Origin of the sequence: Serratia sp. FS14 (assembly GCF_000695995.1) — a bacterium.
GTDB lineage: Bacteria > Pseudomonadota > Gammaproteobacteria > Enterobacterales > Enterobacteriaceae > Serratia > Serratia nematodiphila.
Genome location: NZ_CP005927.1, coordinates 4,122,602 through 4,138,949, shown reverse-complemented (window position 1 = coordinate 4,138,949; position 16,348 = coordinate 4,122,602). Strand labels below are relative to the sequence as shown.

General features: G+C 58.6%; 20 protein-coding genes and 2 pseudogenes. 13 read left to right on the top strand and 9 right to left on the bottom strand.

Annotated features, from left to right (window positions below; translation table 11 throughout):
- Positions 1-27: 27 nt before the first annotated feature.
- Both exoX and L085_RS18865 read right to left on the bottom strand, forming a co-directional pair.
- Positions 28-696 carry an exodeoxyribonuclease X gene (gene exoX / locus L085_RS18870; protein WP_004928833.1) on the bottom strand — a complete coding sequence of 223 codons (669 nt, stop codon included), beginning with the start codon at positions 694-696 and terminating at the stop codon, positions 28-30.
- Between the two features lie 26 nt (positions 697-722).
- Positions 723-1,469 carry a carbon-nitrogen hydrolase family protein gene (locus L085_RS18865; RefSeq protein ID WP_044031459.1) on the bottom strand — a complete coding sequence of 249 codons (747 nt, stop codon included), beginning with the start codon at positions 1,467-1,469 and terminating at the stop codon, positions 723-725.
- 369 nt (positions 1,470-1,838) lie between these two features.
- On the opposite strand from L085_RS18865, the gene dksA reads away from it, so the two are divergent.
- Positions 1,839-2,264 (top strand): RNA polymerase-binding protein DksA, encoded by a 426-nt coding sequence (gene dksA / locus L085_RS18860; protein ID WP_004928840.1) that lies wholly within the window; start codon positions 1,839-1,841, stop codon positions 2,262-2,264.
- A gap of 4 nt (positions 2,265-2,268) precedes the next feature.
- Here dksA and L085_RS18855 read toward each other — a convergent pair whose 3' ends face one another.
- Complete coding sequence (locus L085_RS18855) at positions 2,269-3,165, bottom strand: LysR family transcriptional regulator (protein WP_044031458.1); 897 nt, start codon at positions 3,163-3,165, stop codon at positions 2,269-2,271.
- Positions 3,166-3,313: 148 nt separating this feature from the next.
- Between L085_RS18855 and L085_RS18850 the strand changes: the two genes are divergently transcribed.
- Together L085_RS18850 and pip are read left to right on the top strand one after the other, a co-directional pair.
- Positions 3,314-3,709 (top strand): RidA family protein, encoded by a 396-nt coding sequence (locus L085_RS18850; protein ID WP_015377479.1) that lies wholly within the window; start codon positions 3,314-3,316, stop codon positions 3,707-3,709.
- Positions 3,710-3,865: 156 nt separating this feature from the next.
- Positions 3,866-4,819, top strand: a complete 954-nt coding sequence (gene pip, locus L085_RS18845; protein WP_044032095.1) for a prolyl aminopeptidase — start codon at positions 3,866-3,868, stop codon at positions 4,817-4,819.
- Positions 4,820-4,850: 31 nt separating this feature from the next.
- On the opposite strand, the gene L085_RS18840 is transcribed toward pip, so the two are convergent.
- A complete protein-coding gene (locus L085_RS18840) occupies positions 4,851-5,081 on the bottom strand; it encodes a DNA polymerase III subunit theta (RefSeq protein WP_044031457.1) in 231 nt (76 codons plus the stop codon).
- 344 nt (positions 5,082-5,425) lie between these two features.
- On the opposite strand from L085_RS18840, the gene ftnA reads away from it, so the two are divergent.
- From ftnA to L085_RS18815, 5 genes are all read left to right on the top strand, one after another.
- Positions 5,426-5,944, top strand: a complete 519-nt coding sequence (gene ftnA / locus L085_RS18835) for a non-heme ferritin (protein ID WP_015377481.1) — start codon at positions 5,426-5,428, stop codon at positions 5,942-5,944.
- A gap of 323 nt (positions 5,945-6,267) precedes the next feature.
- The gene (gene yobA, locus L085_RS18830; RefSeq protein WP_004940886.1) at positions 6,268-6,651 is read left to right on the top strand and encodes a CopC domain-containing protein YobA; all 384 of its coding nucleotides are present in this window, start codon (positions 6,268-6,270) and stop codon (positions 6,649-6,651) included.
- A gap of 2 nt (positions 6,652-6,653) precedes the next feature.
- Positions 6,654-7,535 (top strand): copper homeostasis membrane protein CopD, encoded by an 882-nt coding sequence (copD, locus tag L085_RS18825; protein ID WP_044031456.1) that lies wholly within the window; start codon positions 6,654-6,656, stop codon positions 7,533-7,535.
- 69 nt (positions 7,536-7,604) lie between these two features.
- Positions 7,605-7,946, top strand: coding sequence for a YebY family protein (locus L085_RS18820; protein ID WP_004940890.1), 342 nt, complete (start codon positions 7,605-7,607; stop codon positions 7,944-7,946).
- Positions 7,947-8,434: 488 nt separating this feature from the next.
- Positions 8,435-8,839, top strand: a complete 405-nt coding sequence (locus L085_RS18815; protein WP_044031455.1) for a hypothetical protein — start codon at positions 8,435-8,437, stop codon at positions 8,837-8,839.
- Here L085_RS18815 and L085_RS18810 read toward each other — a convergent pair.
- Both L085_RS18810 and L085_RS18805 read right to left on the bottom strand, forming a co-directional pair.
- Complete coding sequence (locus tag L085_RS18810) at positions 8,836-9,054, bottom strand: hypothetical protein (protein WP_044032093.1); 219 nt, start codon at positions 9,052-9,054, stop codon at positions 8,836-8,838. The two genes, L085_RS18815 and L085_RS18810, sit on opposite strands and share 4 nt — an antisense overlap.
- A 74-nt stretch (positions 9,055-9,128) precedes the next feature.
- The gene (locus tag L085_RS18805) at positions 9,129-9,473 is read right to left on the bottom strand and encodes a hypothetical protein (protein ID WP_033642719.1); all 345 of its coding nucleotides are present in this window, start codon (positions 9,471-9,473) and stop codon (positions 9,129-9,131) included.
- 248 nt (positions 9,474-9,721) lie between these two features.
- On the opposite strand from L085_RS18805, the gene L085_RS18800 reads away from it, so the two are divergent.
- The 5 genes from L085_RS18800 (at position 9,722) to L085_RS18785 (ending at position 12,747) form a co-directional block, all read left to right on the top strand.
- Complete coding sequence (locus tag L085_RS18800; protein ID WP_043141612.1) at positions 9,722-10,072, top strand: DUF4377 domain-containing protein; 351 nt, start codon at positions 9,722-9,724, stop codon at positions 10,070-10,072.
- Positions 10,073-10,241: 169 nt separating this feature from the next.
- A complete protein-coding gene (gene fabV / locus L085_RS18795; protein ID WP_021504847.1) occupies positions 10,242-11,441 on the top strand; it encodes an enoyl-ACP reductase FabV in 1,200 nt (399 codons plus the stop codon).
- A gap of 226 nt (positions 11,442-11,667) precedes the next feature.
- A complete protein-coding gene (locus tag L085_RS24835; RefSeq protein ID WP_071841646.1) occupies positions 11,668-11,886 on the top strand; it encodes a hypothetical protein in 219 nt (72 codons plus the stop codon).
- Positions 11,887-12,057: 171 nt separating this feature from the next.
- Positions 12,058-12,363, top strand: a complete 306-nt coding sequence (locus tag L085_RS18790; protein WP_044031454.1) for a hypothetical protein — start codon at positions 12,058-12,060, stop codon at positions 12,361-12,363.
- A gap of 48 nt (positions 12,364-12,411) precedes the next feature.
- On the top strand, positions 12,412-12,747 hold the full coding sequence (locus L085_RS18785; protein ID WP_004940957.1) for a hypothetical protein: 336 nt from the start codon (positions 12,412-12,414) through the stop codon (positions 12,745-12,747).
- A 37-nt stretch (positions 12,748-12,784) separates the two neighbouring features.
- On the opposite strand, the gene dcuR is transcribed toward L085_RS18785, so the two are convergent.
- The 3 genes and pseudogenes from dcuR to L085_RS18770 form a co-directional block, all read right to left on the bottom strand.
- Positions 12,785-13,504, bottom strand: a complete 720-nt coding sequence (gene dcuR, locus L085_RS18780) for a two-component system response regulator DcuR (RefSeq protein WP_004940959.1) — start codon at positions 13,502-13,504, stop codon at positions 12,785-12,787.
- A pseudogene (locus L085_RS18775) lies at positions 13,497-15,109 on the bottom strand (sensor histidine kinase). Before L085_RS18775 ends, dcuR begins: the two are co-directional and overlap by 8 nt.
- A gap of 125 nt (positions 15,110-15,234) precedes the next feature.
- A pseudogene (locus tag L085_RS18770) lies at positions 15,235-16,078 on the bottom strand (aldolase).
- Positions 16,079-16,348 lie beyond the last annotated feature (270 nt).

Sequence of the window (16,348 nt, the reverse complement as noted above, 5' to 3'; positions counted from 1 at the left end):
AGCGGGCGGCCTGCGCCGCCCGCTGTGCTAGCCAATCAGATAGTATTTCAGCGTGTGTTTCATGTCCGGGCTCAGATCGTCGATGGATTTCAGCATCCAGCGCAGATAGCCGGGATCTTCCTGGGCGATGCGATCGATTTCCTGCCCGCGATACTTACCGAATTTGAACTTCTTCAGCAGCACCGGCTGTTCGGTGATCTGCACCATTTGCTCCGGCGTCCAGCCCGAATCCTTGATGATGCGTTGCAGCAGCGCGGCGGTGACGTAGCAGTCGTACAGCGCGCGGTGCGGGTACAGCGTGGCGTCTGCCGGCAGCTGCACGTCCAGGTTCAGCGCGTAGCGCAGATACTGGTTGCCGTACTTGATGTCCGGATACAGCGTGCGCGCCAGCTTGAGGGTGCAGATCCAGGCGCCGTTCATCTCCGGCAACACCCCGCGATCAAAGGCGGCGTTGTGCGCCACATAGTAGGGGCTGCCCTGATAGCGGCCGATCGCCACCGCAATGCGCGGTTTGCCTTCCACCATCTGTTCGGTGATGTGGTGAATCGCCATCGCGTCGAGGCTGATGGGGCGGTCCGGGCTGACCAGGTCGCTCATCGGATTGGTTAACTGGCCGTCGAGCAGATCGAGGGAGGCCACTTCCACCACGCCGCCGTCCAGCCCGCAGGTCTCGGTATCTATTACGCGTAACGTCATGCTTTCCTCCGCGTTGCCGTCAGGCTTCAGCTTAACCGGCACAGGCGACCGTGCCAACCGTCGGAAGTCTTGCCGGCGATGATCAGCCCAGGAGCGTCATCCGGCGCGGCAACCAGAAGCTCTCCCGTATTATCCCAGATGGCGCTGCGGCCTGCCGGGATCCAGCCGCCGGTCGGCGCCGCATGGTTGGCCATCAGCGTGACCATGCCGTAACGCCGGGCATAGCCTGCCAGCGCGGCGCTGTCTTTCGCGTAACCGGCTTCAGATACCAGCACGCCGGCAGCATAAATCTGCGCGCCCGCCTGTGCGGCGGCGCTTGCGTGGCCGGGCTCCGAAGTATCGGCGCAGATGGCCAGCGCGATGCGTTGCTGCTGTATTTCCAGCAGCGTGCCGCCATCGCCGGGCAAGAACCGTTGCCGTTCCTCGCCGTGCAGATGCTGCTTGGTATAGGTAGCCAATGTGCCGTTGGGGTGAAAGATCAAGGCGGCGATATGCAGCGCCTGGCCGCTGCGTAAGGGCGCGCCGACGACGATCGTCATCTGATGCGATTGCGCCGCCGCAGCGAGCGGTTGCAGACGCGGATCGCCCAGCGTCAGCGCCAGTTCGGCAGCATCAGCCAGTTCATAGCCGCTTAGCGACAGTTCGGGAAACACCAGCAGCTGCACCTGCTGTTGGGCTGCCTGCGCGACAAATTCAAGGTGACGTTCAAGGTTGCAGGCGATATCGGCCGCAGCGGCGGGGTATTGGGCGGCGGCGAGGGTGAAGCAGGACATCGGCCATCTCTCCTGTGAGGCAATAAAAAACCCGCCTTGGCGGGTTTAATGACGGATGGAAGGACGCTTACTCACCAGACGGATGCGCTTTTTTGGCGCGTTTCTCCGCACGTTTCTCTGCTGGGGTTTTCAACGGCTTCTTCTTCGCATTTTTTTTGCTATCCATTCCCTTACTCATGATGGCCTCTCGTTACCTATGATTGGGTGGCTTGCTCAGCCATTAACCGCCTAAAGCCGGCAGGATGCAAGCGACAAAGTGCGAATTGCACTTAACCGGCTGTTTGCACGTGAAATTTTGTTTTTGGATGACCGGGTGATAAAAATAATTATTATGTTATAATATTACACTTTCAATATTCGGAGAACGCAATGACTGTGATGGCATTACCGGATGCGCAGCAACTGCTGGCCATGCCGGATTCTGATTATATGAACTCGGTTCAACGGGCGTTTTTCCGTCAGCTGCTGCAGGATGAGCGGCAAAAGCTGCTGCTGCACATCGATGAGCTGAAAAAAGAGATCGATGGCGGCGAAGCGACGGGCGATGAGGCCGACAAGGCGGCGCGCGAAGAGGATCTGCGCCTGTTGTTCCGCCAGCTGGATCGCGAAAGCCGCCTGCTGCCGAAAATCGATGCGGCGCTGGCGCGCTTGCAGAACGGCGAATACGGCTACTGCCGGGAAACCGGCGAACCCATCGGGCTGGCGCGCCTGCTGCTGCGTCCGACGGCGGAACTGAGCATCGAGGCGAAAACCGCGCAGGAGATGCGTGAGCCGCATATGCGTAAAGGCGGGTAAGGTCTCAGCCGCCGAGCGTATCCACCAACAGATCGAGAAAGCGCCTGATGCGGGGTTCCAGCAGGCGCTTATTCGGATAGAGCGCCACAATCCTGACTTCTTCACCCGCCACGGCGCGCAACACCTGCCGCAGACGGCCGGCGGCCAGGTCCTCCGCAATCATAAACTCCGGCAGATACGCGATGCCCAACCCGGACAGAGCGGCGTCGCGTAACGCTTCCCCACTGTCCAGCCGCAGGCGGCCGCGCACCGGGGCCTTGACCCATTCGCCGCGCTCGTCGCGCAGCCGCCAGGGCTGTTTTTGGTTGCGGCTGCTGAACAGCAGAGCCTCATGCCCGGCGAGCGACTCGACGGTTTGCGGTTCGCCACGGGCGGCGAGGTAGGCGGGGGAGGCGCACAGCAGGGCGCGATACCTGGCGAGGGTTCTGGACACCAGCCGGGTATCCGGCGCCGTGACGCCGATCCGCACCGCTAAATCAAATCCTTCTTCCACGATATCCGCCAGGCGATCGGAAAAACTGATCTCCACCTGCACCTCAGGCCAGGCGACGAGAAATTTCGGCACCAGCGGCAACAGGATCCGTCTGCCGAAGGCGGCGGGAGCGGTCAACCGCAGCACCCCGCGTGCGGTGCCTTTGTCGCCGGCCACGCTGGCCTCGGCGTCGTCGACCGAAGCGAGGATCTGCAGACCGCGCCGATAAAACTCTCGCCCCTCGTCGGTCAGGCCAAGCGAACGCGTGGTGCGATGCAACAGCCGCACGCTCAGCCGCTGCTCCAGACGCGCGATGGCTTTGCCCGCCGCCGAGCGCGACAGCCCCATCGTCTGTCCGCCGGCGACAAAACTGCCGGCGTCGACGACGGCCATGAAAACCTGAATGTCATTGAGATTCGCCCGCAACATGCCGCCCCCCGAGATTCGATGATAAGATAATTAATTTAATATATTCAATGAATTAACTGCATATCCAATGTCGTTTCAGTGACGACGTCCATTCGCCAATCAAACGATTATAGTCGCCATGGAAACGATAAACGGTTGGAGAAGCAGCATGAAAAACGGCATCACGCACTACCATCACGGGGTCATTTGGGAAGAGGAGAATGGCGTGTCCCAAGGCGTTCGCGTCAAAGACACCCTCTACATTTCAGGGCAGTTTTCCCATGATATGCAGGGTGAGTTTATCGGCGCGGGCGATATCGAACGGCAAACCCAACAGACGTTGGACAACCTGGATCGGGTATTGGCGGGATTCGGCGCCGAACGTTCGAACCTGGCGTATGTGGAGATCTATCTGACTGACGTACAAGCGCATTTTGAACCCTGCGTTGCGTTGTTCAAACGCTATGTCGGCGCTCACCGGCCCGCCGGTTCGCTGATCGGCGTCACCGGGCTGGCTTCGCCCGAGCAGTTGGTGGAGATCAGCGCGATTGCGCACCTGAACTGATCGGGCCTGTGGGCGTTTTGCAAGCAGGTCGTTGTGATTTTGAGCAAACGCGCGCCGAGTTCCCGGCGCGCGTTCGAGTTTTCGGGTTTTACCGTTGACCTGCCGGGCGGCTTCCGCTTTGATGAAAGCATGACTCACAGAGAGACGGAAAGCGCCATGGAACAATTACGAGGTTTGTACCCGCCGTTAGCGGCATACGACAGCGGTTGGCTGGACACTGGGGATGGCCACCGGATCTACTGGGAGCTGAGCGGTAACCCGAACGGTAAGCCGGCGGTTTTCATTCACGGCGGGCCGGGCGGCGGCATCTCCCCGCATCATCGTCAGCTGTTCGATCCCGAACGCTACAAGGTGCTGCTGTTCGATCAGCGCGGCTGTGGCCGCTCCCGTCCGCATGCCAGCCTGGACAACAACACCACCTGGCATTTGGTGGCCGATATCGAACGGCTGCGGGAAATGGCCGGCGTCGAACAATGGTTGGTGTTCGGCGGTTCCTGGGGATCGACGCTGGCGCTCGCCTATGCGCAGACCCACCCGGAGCGCGTCAGTGAAATGGTGCTGCGCGGCATCTTCACCCTGCGCAAGCAGGAGCTGCATTGGTATTACCAGGACGGCGCTTCGCGCTTCTTCCCGGAAAAATGGGAGCGCGTGCTGTCCATCCTCTCGGATGACGAGCGTAAAGACGTGATCGCCGCCTACCGGCAGCGGCTGACCTCGGCCGATCCGCAGGTGCAGATTGAAGCGGCCAAACTTTGGAGCGTGTGGGAAGGGGAGACGGTCACGCTGCTGCCGAGCCGCGAATCCGCTTCGTTCGGCGAGGATGATTTCGCGCTGGCGTTCGCCCGCATTGAAAACCACTACTTCACCCATCTGGGCTTCCTGGAGAGCGACGACCAACTGCTGCGCAACGTGCCGCTGATCCGCCATATTCCGGCGGTGATCGTCCACGGCCGCTATGACATGGCCTGCCAGGTGCAGAATGCCTGGGACCTGGCCAAGGCCTGGCCGGAGGCGGAGCTGCATATCGTGGAAGGGGCGGGGCATTCGTATGATGAGCCGGGCATTTTGCACCAGCTGATGATCGCCACCGACCGGTTTGCCGGCAAGTGACGCAAAAAACCCGCCGTAACGGCGGGTTTTTCTATTTAGCCTTCGGCTCGTACGGCAGGCGCGAAAACTTGTGGGATTCCGCGCGGTAGTGCGCCACGCGCTCGCGAAAATAGTCGCGCAGCGCTTCCGGTTGCTCGCGCTCCACCACTTCCGGGATCACCGGCATGTTGTAGCGCTCTTTGTACGCCACGCCTGAGGCGGCGAGATCCACATTCACCCTGTCCATTTCCTCTTTGGGCAGCTCGGCCAGATTGTAACCCACGCTATGCTCCTTACTTACTTTGCCGCATTGAATCTGCGCAGAAGGTAATCCACCCGACGGCGCTTGGCAAGCCCATTACGCCGTTGCCGGGAACGATATTTATCCGAGAGTAATGCAATCTATTTATTCTTTTAAATAAGAATGATTCGCTTTTTGATTAAAATAAAAGATGAAAATAATTATCATGTGAATTCTCAATGTGGGTTTTATATTTTAATTTATTGATATTTATGATTTTTATAATTAATGTTTGCTTGGTGTGAATAATGTGTTTTTATTTTTACGGCAGCAAGGCATAATGCGCGGAAATTAAATTCATGACCTGCAAAATAAAAGGAATCATTATGCTGACGCAAGAAATGACTCAAAAGCTGAATGAGCAACTGAATCTGGAGTTCTACTCCGCCAACCTGTATCTGCAGATGAGCGCATGGTGCAGCGATAAAGGCTTTGAAGGCGCCGCCGCATTTCTTAAAGAGCATTCTCAGGAAGAGATGCAGCATATGCAACGTTTGTTCGACTATCTGAGCGACACCGGCTCTCTGCCGCTGCTGGGCACCATCGCCGCGCCGCCGGTGGCGTTTGAGTCGCTGGCGGACGTGTTCCAGCAGACCTACGAACACGAACAGCTGATCACTCGTCAGATCAACGAACTGGCGCACGCCGCCATGACCGCACACGATTACTCCACCTTCAACTTCCTGCAGTGGTACGTGGCGGAGCAGCATGAAGAAGAGAAACTGTTTAAATCCGTGCTGGACAAGCTGGCGCTGGTGGGCACCAGCGGCAAGGGCCTGTTCTTCATCGACAAAGATCTGAAGAAAATGGGCGCGATGGGCCAGGGCGGCAACGATCAGGCCTGATCTGCATCAGAACATCGAAAAACCGCGCGCGGGCGAGCCTGATGCGCGGTTTTTTTACCCTGCGTTTATCGCGGTTATGCGGCGATACGTGCTGCCGGATCGCAAAATGCCAGTGATGCGCTCGACTTGCCGCGGCGTGGTCGTTATGATTTACCGCGATACGCTACAGGGATGGTAGAGTCAAAACAGCGGGTTAGCCGATACAACCCGTTTTTCTGTTTACCCGTGGCGCAATCATTGCGGTGGGTTGGGGCCGCTGATACATCGCCTTGGCTGTGGCCTTAACCCTTATGACCCTCTTTATATTGTTAAGGGATACCACTGTGATCGGTAAAATTCGTTCCTCCTGTCGCCTGCTTTCCACCGTTTTCGTTCTGTTCGTTGGCCTGTCTTCGCAGCAAGCGCTGGCGCACGCTCACCTGAAAGTGGAAACGCCGAAGGCCGACGCCAGCGTCAGCCCGGCACCGAAGGCGCTGACCCTCAGCTTCTCCGAAGGCATCGAGCCGAACTTCAGCGGCGTGAAAATCACCGGCCCGGACAACGCCGTGGTGAAAACCGGCAAGCTGCAGCTCGATCCGAACAACAACACCCAGGTCAACGTGCCGATTGAAGGCGAGCTGAGCGCGGGCAAATACAACGTCAGCTGGCATGTGGTGTCGGTCGACGGGCATAAAACCAAAGGCCAGTACAGCTTCACCGTAAACTGATCGTGACTCTGGCGACCCTGTTCGTTCTGTGTCGCTTGGTGCACTTTGCGGCGGTGATGCTGATGTTCGGCATCAGTCTGTTCACCGCCTTATTGTCACCGCAGCGCCTCTCCCCGATCCTCTCCCGCGATGTGCGTCCGCTACTGCTTGCCGGCACCTGGATTGCCGGGCTTTCCGCCGTGGCGCTGCTGGCCATTCAGGCCGGGCAGATGGGCGACGGTTGGGAAGACGCCTGGCGGCTGGAGGTCTGGCGGGCGGTGCTCGGCACCACCTTCGGCGAAGTGTGGCGCTGGCATCTGGGCCTGTCGCTGCTGGCGATCCTGGGCCTGCTGCTGCCGGAACGGCCGCGCGCGCAGGCGTTGGCGCTGTGCTCAGCGCTGCTGCTGATGAGCCTGGCGTTCATCGGCCATGCGGCGATGCATGAAGGCGCGTTGGGCGCGCTGCACCGCGCCAACCATGCGGCGCACCTGCTGGCCGCCGGCTACTGGTTCGGCAGCCTGGCGCCGCTGCTGGTTTGCCTGCGTTACCTGCAGCCGCCGCAGTGGCGCAGCGATGCCATCACCACGCTGATCCGTTTCTCGCGCTGGGGGCACCTGGCGGTGGCGGCGGTGATCGTCACCGGCATCGTCAACAGCCTGATCATACTCGGTGGTTGGCCGCTCAACCTCGGCTCGCCTTATCAGCGCCTGCTGCTGATCAAAACCGCGCTGGTGGCGCTGATGGTGATGGTGGCGCTGGCCAATCGCTACGCCATCGTGCCGGCGATGAGCCGCGTACCGGCGCTGGCGCAGCGCGGGGTGGTGCTGGCCTGCTGGCTCGAAGTCGGGCTGGGGATGGCGGTGCTGCTGCTGGTCAGTTTATTTGCAACCTATGCGCCGGTATGACATTTCAGCTTGCCGCAACTGGGCAAGCTGCGGGAAAATCGGCGCGAATAGCAACCTTAAGGCCATCACATGAAATCGGTATTACTCGGCATTACGCTGCTGGCAACCGCGACCGGCGCGCTGGCGGCAGACAAACTGGTGAACATCACCAAACTGGAGTACGGCAAACAGTGGGCGTTCACCAAGGAAGAAGTGACGCTGCAGTGCCGCAGCGGCGGTGCGCTGTTTGTGCTGAATAACAGCACTCTGATGCAATATCCGCTCAACGACGCGGCGGAGCAGCAGGTGAAGAAGGGCCATCAGCGCGCGCAGCCGCTGGAAGTGATCCTGCTGGACGACCCTGCCGAACCGGGGAAAAAAATGAGCATGGCGCCGTTTATCGAGCGCGCCGAGAAGCTGTGCGCTGACTAACCGCTTGTTTGCCAACGCCTTGCCCAGCGTGCGCAGATTGATGCGCATTTGCCGCTAGTTATTTCGTCACGAAACTATCACGCGGCCGCCGGGCGGCTGGCAAAACTGGCGCGGTAGGCTACTCTTAAAGTGCACGGCTGAACAAGCCCTGCATTAAATGCCAACTTTTAGCGCACGGCTCTCTCCCAAGAGCCATTTCCCTAGACCGAATATAGGAATCGTATTCGGTCTTTTTTTGTGTGATTGATTTATAAGGAAATTCCACTTAAGACGCCAATAAATTTCTGGTTTCTCTTTCCAGTCGTAACACCTCAGCCCGATCTCCGGCTCCACACACCCACCGCACCTATCGCTAATTTAGCCGCACCAAAAGTCATTACGTCATTTATGGCGCTGATAAGCTCCGTTAGTTGTTCCCATTATCGGTTTAACGAGAGTGGCATTATGCAGAATATCAAGGCATTAGGCGTTGTAAAAGGAAACCTGCGTTGAACGATCGGCTGAATCAGTTGAAGAGGGCGCTACCCGGCTATCTCAATGCGTGGCGTGAGGGGGCCTTACCCTCTGACTGGGGGCTGGTGGCTAACCCTGAAGTGGTTGCCGCCCTGTTGGCGGAGTGGGAGGCGCTAAGCGAGTTGGTGTCTCGGTTCGAAACCGCCACTAAAGCCCCCTCCGAACCGGCCGCCTTTTGGCAGGCGCGCGCCGAGCTGATGGCGCAGCGCAATCGTGAGCTTATGGCCCAACTGGCGACGCCAGTCCGTTTGCCCGGCGCACGGGTGGCCTTTTTTGGCTATGTGAAAACGGCCGTGATGGACGCCAGGCAGGTTAAGGCGGCGATTCGCGATGCCGGTTTTATCGTTGCGGGCGGCGCCCCCAACGAGAACACGGCTTAACGCGGTTTCTTCTCAAATTTCTCGGCAAAAAAGAACCGCAGCAATTTATGGGTCCACAGCAGGATGGCGCCAACCACCACCAGCGAGACGACGAAATGCGACAGATTTTTAGGCGCGGCGTAGCCGTGGGTAAAGGAGACCCCCGCGCCGCTGAGCAGCAGGGTGGCGATCCAGAAGCTGAGCAGCAGGCATAAGGTACGAAACAGTTTAAACATGGTTATCACCAAAAATACGGAAAGCACCGACCGAACGGAGAGGCTCAGCCGGGGCTTTGATTAATTAAAACCGCTTAGCGCGAACAGGTATTGCCGCCTTTATTGCTATTGCAGTTGCTGCCGCTGTTTTTGTTGCCGCCTTTCCCCATGCCGACGTTGCCGCCGCCTTTGCTGCCCTCCTTGAAGCAGCCGCCGTTGAGCGCGCCCACAGCCAGGCCGCCAAGGCCGCCCAGAGAACCGGTGATCACGCCGTTAACGCAATCCGGCGAGGTGTGCTTGCCGTAGAATCCCTGATTGGATGACCCGCCCCCGTTCTTGTTGCCGCCGTTGTTGTTGACGCGGCCATTGCTGCCGCGGTTGTCGGCAAAGTTACCGGCACCGGCGATCAGGTGAAAGTGTTTGGCATCGATCTCTTGCATAAAATTCCCTCTTTATCGATTCAGTTAAATTCAGTAAAGCTTGCGCAAGCCAGCTGTTTTTAACAGAAAAAATAGCGGGGGTAATTACCGGTTCGGATAAGAACAGGGGGTTTATTTTGTGATATTTTCCAGACTGATAGAGTACCGAGGAATGATATTTTGGGCGTGTGGATCCGTATCGCTATCCGTTCTCTTGAGCCGGTTAATTTGTTAGCATGGCGCCCCTGGATGACTATTGGTGCAGTACATTGAAAATTAAAGCGTTGTTATTTGTTGCGTTGGCCGCGCTGGCCGGCTGCAGCCAGGAAGGAACCTCGATGAATCAACCCGTAAACGCGAAAGAAGGCCAAACGGAAGTGTTGCTGGTCAACAGCGCGCTGGTGGACTGCGTGGGCGTCGGCCCGATGAAGTGCATGCAGGTGCGCCGCTCCGCGCAGCAGCCGTGGGAGTTGTTCTATACCGGCATCGAGGGTTTCACCTTCGAACCTGGCTATCAGTATCGGCTGAAAGTGCGCGTCACCCCGGTGGAGAACGTACCGGCCGACGCCTCATCGCTGCGTTACACGCTGATCGAGCAGTTGGAAAAGCACAAGGCATGACCCTCAACAGGCCGGGCAATAGCAACCTGGCCTGCTATCATTATCCCTTGCCTGTGTCGCAGGGCCGTTGACTGGTCTGTTCACTGCGCTTGTTTTCGCACTTTCTTAAGTATATCGAGAAAATCAGGTATATTGTCCTTCGGTTTTTAGCTACCAAGAAAAAATTACTATGATTATCAAACCTAAAATTCGTGGTTTTATCTGCACCACCGCTCACCCGGCAGGCTGTGAAGCCAACGTCCGTGAGCAAATCGCCTACGTTAAGTCGCGCGGCGAACTGAAAAACGGGCCTAAAAAGGTGCTGGTCATTGGTGCATCCACCGGTTACGGTCTGGCCTCGCGCATCAATGCCGCTTTCGGCAGCGGTGCGGCCACCATCGGCGTATTTTTCGAGAAGCCTGGCAGCGAAGGCAAAACCGGTTCCGCCGGTTGGTACAACTCCGCCGGTTTCGACAAGGCAGCTAAAGAAGAAGGCCTGTACGCGAAAAGCATCAACGGCGACGCATTTTCCAACGAGTGCCGTCAGACCGTGATCGATCTGATCAAGAAAGACCTGGGTCAGGTTGACCTGGTGGTTTACTCGCTGGCTTCGCCGGTGCGTAAGATGCCGGAAACCGGCGAAGTGGTGCGTTCCGCACTGAAGCCGATCGGCGAGCCGTACAAATCCGTCGCGCTGGACACCAACAAAGACGTGCTGGTTGAGGCCGTGGTCGAGCCGGCCAACGAGCAAGAAATCGCCGACACCGTGAAGGTGATGGGCGGCCAGGACTGGCAGCTGTGGATGGACGCGCTGGACGAAGCGGGCGTGTTGGCGGATAACGCGCAGTCTGTCGCTTACTCCTACATCGGTACCGATCTGACCTGGCCAATCTATTGGCACGGTACGCTGGGCAAGGCGAAAGAAGATCTGGATCGCGCGGCGCACGCCATCAACCAGAAGCTGCAGGCCAAAGGCGGCGCGGCTTACGTTGCGGTGCTCAAGTCGGTGGTGACGCAGGCTTCTTCCGCCATTCCGGTGATGCCGCTGTATATCTCCATCGTGTTCAAAATCATGAAGGAGCAGGGCATTCACGAAGGCTGCATCGAGCAGATCCAGCGTCTGTTCGCCACCAAGCTGTACAGCGGTGCGGCGCCGGATACCGACGAGAAACACCGTCTGCGCCTGGATGACTGGGAACTGCGTGACGAAGTGCAGGAAACCTGCCGTAAAATCTGGCAGCAGCTGAACGACAGCAACATCAACGAACTGACGGATTACCAGGGCTACAAGGCGGAATTCCTGCGCCTGTTCGGCTTCGGTCTGCAGGGCGTTGACTACGACGCCGATCTGAGCGGCGAAGCCAATTTCGATGTGATCGAGCTGGTCTAAGCGCGTCGAGCGGTCAAACAAGGTCGGGTTAGCCCGGCCTTTTTTATTGCCTGCGAATTATCGGGTGGCTAAGCGAAAATGTTTATTTCGGGTTAACAGAGGAACCGGGTGGTTAACATCGGCAGTCGGATGGTGAAATAACGGCGGTTATTAAACTAAAGAAAGTCATTTTTTATTTACCCTTGCCGCCGGCTGCGGGTATTTTATTTCCTTTAAGGAGAAAACCATGACATGGCGTTATTGTGCCACGGTATCGTTGTTTTTGTTGGGCGGCTGCAGCGCGATCCAGCCAACGTCGACGTCCCCGGACTGGTCTCAGCCTCAGCCGGCCACGCGGGAACAGCGGCAACGCATCATGGCGGGTGAGTCTGCCTCGTCGGTATTGCATGAAGGTAATATCGGTATTGGCGGCACGTTAGATGGGTCGAAAATATTCGATCGTTAAACCGCTAAATATATTCAGCCAAATTAATGCGCGCATTCTGCCGATATTGTCGGAGGGTTTACCTTTCCTGCGTTATTCTGCCGTGGCTTGACCATTCATTGCGTTAGCAGACAATTCGTTTTCCTTATAGGGAACCGCCGGTTTATTTCGGCGTAATCAAAGGAGTTGCCCATGACGAAGAACATGGCCGCGATCTTTCTCTTGCTGTTGCCGCCGCTAAGCCAAAGCGCCGGCGCAGCGCGCTACGACAGGCCGTGCGAAGGAGTGTCGCCGGTGCTGTTTCAAAAGCGCCTGAAAGCGCTGGCGCAGGATCTGCGGCAGGAAATGAGCGAGGAAGCGCCGCCGACAGAGCGCGATGCGGAAGAGCTGGCGCGGTTGGCGGAGTGCGCTATCGAGCCCGGCAAAGCGCCCGTCACCGGCGGGCAGCGCGTCTCCCGTTCAGAGGAAAAGCCGACGGCATCGCAGAACGGTTGCTGAGCCGGCGTGCGCGCAGAGTCAAGCGATGTAATGTAAAAGGAGTCATTGATGAAAAGGATCGTGTTGGCCGGCGTGGCCCTGTGTTGTTCCAGCTTCGCGCAGGCGCGGGTGGATCTGGAATACCATGCGGCGGCGCCGAAGGACAGTAAGGTCACCGAGGAGTACCAGAAAAAGCGCGACGCATTGCGCCACAAGGTGTGGAATGTCGATAATCTGACGCTGGCCAACGAGCAGGCGATTGCACGCGAACAGCAGCGCGAAGCCGCAGAGACCGCCGAGCGGCAGCAGCGGAACCTGGAACAGCAGCAGAAAAAGCAGCGCTGCCTGCGCAGACACTCGAAAGATCCTCATCCCGAGGCTAAGTGTTACATGCACAACTTCTAACCTTCAACGTCCGGGCGCTTTCTGCGCCCGACGTCGTTTAGGCCGGGCGGCAATGCTCTTTCAGCATGGCGATCGCGTCCGGTTTCAGCTGATACAGATAGACCGGCCGGCCGGTGGCGCCATACAGAATACGGGTGCCGAGGATGCCGCTTTCCGCCAGATAGATGAGGTACTTGCGGCAGGACACCCGCGAAATGCCAATGGCGTTGGCCAGATTGTCGGTAGAGAATTCGCTGTCGTGCTGTTGTTCGATCCACTCGCACACCGTGCTCAGGGTGATGCTGGTCAGGCCCTTCGGCAGCTTTTTGCTCTCCTGGCCGCCGGGCTGGCGGCGCAACAGGCTGTCGACGTCGGCCTGCGAAAACTCGCGTTGCGCCAAGAGCTGTGACTGTTGCCGGTAGTGGCTCAGCGCCTCCTTGAAGCGGCTGAACTGGAACGGCTTGATCAGATAATCCACCACGCCGTAGTGCAGCGCTTTTTGCACCGTGTTCACGTCGCTGGCGGAGGAGATGATGATCACATCGGTCTTTTCGCCGAGTTCGCGCAGGCCGGGCAGCAGATCCAACCCATTCTCCTGCTGCATGTAGATATCCAGCAACACCAGATCGATGCTGACGCTGGCGTCGGCCAGCAGGGCGCGCGCCTGGCTCAGGGTCGCGACCGTCGCCTGGCAGTGAAAACCGCCGACCTGGCTCAGGTAGTATTTGTTCAGCTCCGCCACCATCGGGTCGTCGTCGACAATCAGTACGTTAATCATGGGCTCTGCTCTTGGCCTGATAGGGAAGGTGCACGAAAAATTGGGTCAGCTCGCCCGGTTCGGATTCGAAATCGATGCTGCCGCCCAGTTTCTCCAGATGGCTGCGGATCAGCGCCAGGCCGATGCCGCGTCCCGTTCCCTTGGTGGAAAATCCGTGTTCGAAGATGCGCGCGCCGATCGCCGGATCGATGCCGGGGCCGTCGTCGCTGACGATACAGTGTAATTGATCGTCGTGATGATGGAAGCTCAGGCCGATCTCGTGGCCCTCAACGCCGTCGATGGCGTCGATGGCGTTTTCGATCAGGTTGCCGAGCACGCTGATCAGCACGTGGGTGGTTTCCGCATCGTCGGTTTCCGGCAGCAGGCTGTTTTCCTCGATGGTCAGTTCGATGCCGGCCTCGTGGGCGCGGCTGATCTTGCCGATGAAGAAGCCTGCCACCTCCGGCGAATGGATCTTGCGCAGCAGCGCGCCGATCTCTTCCTGGTAGTTGCTGGCGGTGTTGATGATGTAGTTTTCCAACTGCTGATAGGCCTTCATATGCAGCATGCCGAGTATCACATGCAGCTTGTTCATAAATTCGTGCGACTGCACCCGTAGGGCATCGGCGTAGTGCGCCATGCCGCTCAGCCGCTGCAGCAGGCGGCTGATCTCGGTCTTATCGCGGAAGGTGGCGATGGCGCCGGTCACCTGGCCGTTGACGATCACCGGCACGGTATTGGTCAGCAGTTCGCTGCCGTTGAAGCTGATCTGCCGATCGCGCAGCGGTTCGCCGCTGGCCAGCACCTCCGCCAGATGCAGCTGCGCCGGCCAATGCTTGCTGGCGGCTTCCAGCAGCAGGTTTTCCACCGGCCCGCTCTGGCGCAGCAGGCGCTTGGCTTCGTCATTGACGATGGTGATGCGGGATTCATTATCGACCGCGATCACGCCTTCTTTAATCGATTGCAGCATGGCGTTGCGCTGTTCGAACAGGTTGGATATTTCGTAAGGCTCGAAACCCAGCATGATGCGTTTGAGCGCAGAGACCAGGAAAAAGGTGCCCAGGCTGCCGACCAGGGCGGCGAAGGCGATGGTCCAATAGATGATCCATCGGCTTTCCGCCACCACCCGCTGCACGGTGTCCAGCGCGATGCCGAGCGCCACCACGCCGATTTGTTTTTCTGATCGTCATACACCGGCACGAACACCCGCAGCGCCGGAGCCAGCGTGCCGCGGTTGATGGCGCTGTTGACGTTGCCTTGCAGCGCGGGCGCCAAATCGTCGCCGATAAAATGCTTGCCGATCAGCCAGGGTTTAGGGTGCGAATAGCGGATGCCCTGCATATCCACCACCACCACGAACAGCAGCTCGTTTTGATGGCGCACCTGCTCGGCGAAGCGCTGAATGGCGCCGCTGTGATCGTGCCGCTGCAAGCCGTCGATCACGGTGTTGGAGAGCGCCAGCGTGTTGGCGACGGCGATGGCTTTTTGCTGCAGCTGATCTTGCCCCTCGCGGCTCATCTGCACGAAAAACAGCGCGAACACCACCAGCAGCACCGAAGCGATGATGGCGGACACCATCAGCGTGATGGAGGTGCTCAGCTTGAGCGGCACCCGTTGTTTTGGCATGGCGGTTCTCCGAATGGCGATATCACGGCGTATTCTAGCGAGGAATGCGGCAAGCTGCAGTTACCGGCAGCAGGTTATAGCACGCTGCCGGGGTGCGGAGGGGTTATTTTAGTTACAAAAGCGGGTCACTGCTGGTGGTAGATCTCCAGCGCCTGTTGGCCGCTGGCGCCCTGGTGGATGATCGCCATCAGGGCGCGCACCACCTGCGACGGGTTGCTGTGTTGATAGACGTTGCGGCCATAGACCATGCCGGAGGCGCCCTGGGCCATCAGCGCGGCGGATTTCTCCAGCACCGGGCCCAGCTCTCCCTTGCCGCCGCCGCGCACCAGCGTCGGGCAGCGCGCCGCTTGCACCACGCGGTGGAAATCTTCCACCCGATCGGTCGGATCGGCCTTGATGATGTCGGCGCCCAGCTCGCGCGCCAGCCGCACCAGCGGCACGATCTTCTCCACGTCACCCAGCGATCCGTAGGCGGCACCCTGGCCGGCCGGGGCCATCACCAGCGGTTCGATCATCAGCGGCATGGCGTAGCGATCGCAGGCGTGGCGCAGGCGGCCGATGTTTTCTACGCACTGGCGGAAAATGCCGGGTTCATCCGGGATCATATAGAGGTTGACCACCACCGCGGCGGCGTCCATTTGCAGCGCGGCCAGGATCGGCGCTTCCGGGTTGTGCAGCACCGCCCACATTTCGCGGTGGCGTGCGGCGTTGTAGGCGTTGCCGACGTCGGTGCGCATCACCAGCGCCGGTTTTTTCGCGCTGCGGCGCGCGCTGCAGCAGATCCGCCTGCCCGTAGTTGACCTGAATCGCGTCGGGGCGCGCGGCGATCAGGTTGCCCATCACCCGTTCGATATCTTCCAGCCCGATTAAAAAATCCGGTTCGTTGGCGATGCCGTGATCGATCGCCACATCCAGGCACTTGCCGTTGTTGAACAGGCGGTTCATCCGCACCTTACTGCTGAGCTGCATGTCAGGTCCTCCTGAGATAGGGATATGTCCATTATTGCCGAGTAAGGATGGTCGGGAAACGCGGAAACCGCAAACTGCGCGCCCGCTCGCAGTTTTTGCCGGCGCACGAAAGGGGAATGCTCGCGGGCGGCTTTCATTTCATTTGTTAGATCCGTGTCATGTTTTTGTTAATAAGCCATTCCAAAACGCATGTTTCGCTTGTTTGGGTTAAAAAGTTTCAATAGTCTAAATTATGAAATAAACATTTAAAAAAGCGGCGAAGACGCGGCT

Coding starts and splice junctions, on each gene's coding strand:
- exoX (WP_004928833.1), bottom strand. CDS start 696: ATGACGTTACGCGTAATAGATACCGAGACCTGCGGGCTGGACGGCGGC.
- L085_RS18865 (WP_044031459.1), bottom strand. CDS start 1,469: ATGTCCTGCTTCACCCTCGCCGCCGCCCAATACCCCGCCGCTGCGGCC.
- dksA (WP_004928840.1), top strand. CDS start 1,839: ATGACTGTGATGGCATTACCGGATGCGCAGCAACTGCTGGCCATGCCG.
- L085_RS18855 (WP_044031458.1), bottom strand. CDS start 3,165: ATGTTGCGGGCGAATCTCAATGACATTCAGGTTTTCATGGCCGTCGTC.
- L085_RS18850 (WP_015377479.1), top strand. CDS start 3,314: ATGAAAAACGGCATCACGCACTACCATCACGGGGTCATTTGGGAAGAG.
- pip (WP_044032095.1), top strand. CDS start 3,866: ATGGAACAATTACGAGGTTTGTACCCGCCGTTAGCGGCATACGACAGC.
- ftnA (WP_015377481.1), top strand. CDS start 5,426: ATGCTGACGCAAGAAATGACTCAAAAGCTGAATGAGCAACTGAATCTG.
- L085_RS18820 (WP_004940890.1), top strand. CDS start 7,605: ATGAAATCGGTATTACTCGGCATTACGCTGCTGGCAACCGCGACCGGC.
- L085_RS18810 (WP_044032093.1), bottom strand. CDS start 9,054: ATGTTTAAACTGTTTCGTACCTTATGCCTGCTGCTCAGCTTCTGGATC.
- L085_RS18805 (WP_033642719.1), bottom strand. CDS start 9,473: ATGCAAGAGATCGATGCCAAACACTTTCACCTGATCGCCGGTGCCGGT.
- fabV (WP_021504847.1), top strand. CDS start 10,242: ATGATTATCAAACCTAAAATTCGTGGTTTTATCTGCACCACCGCTCAC.
- L085_RS24835 (WP_071841646.1), top strand. CDS start 11,668: ATGACATGGCGTTATTGTGCCACGGTATCGTTGTTTTTGTTGGGCGGC.
- L085_RS18790 (WP_044031454.1), top strand. CDS start 12,058: ATGACGAAGAACATGGCCGCGATCTTTCTCTTGCTGTTGCCGCCGCTA.
- L085_RS18785 (WP_004940957.1), top strand. CDS start 12,412: ATGAAAAGGATCGTGTTGGCCGGCGTGGCCCTGTGTTGTTCCAGCTTC.
- dcuR (WP_004940959.1), bottom strand. CDS start 13,504: ATGATTAACGTACTGATTGTCGACGACGACCCGATGGTGGCGGAGCTG.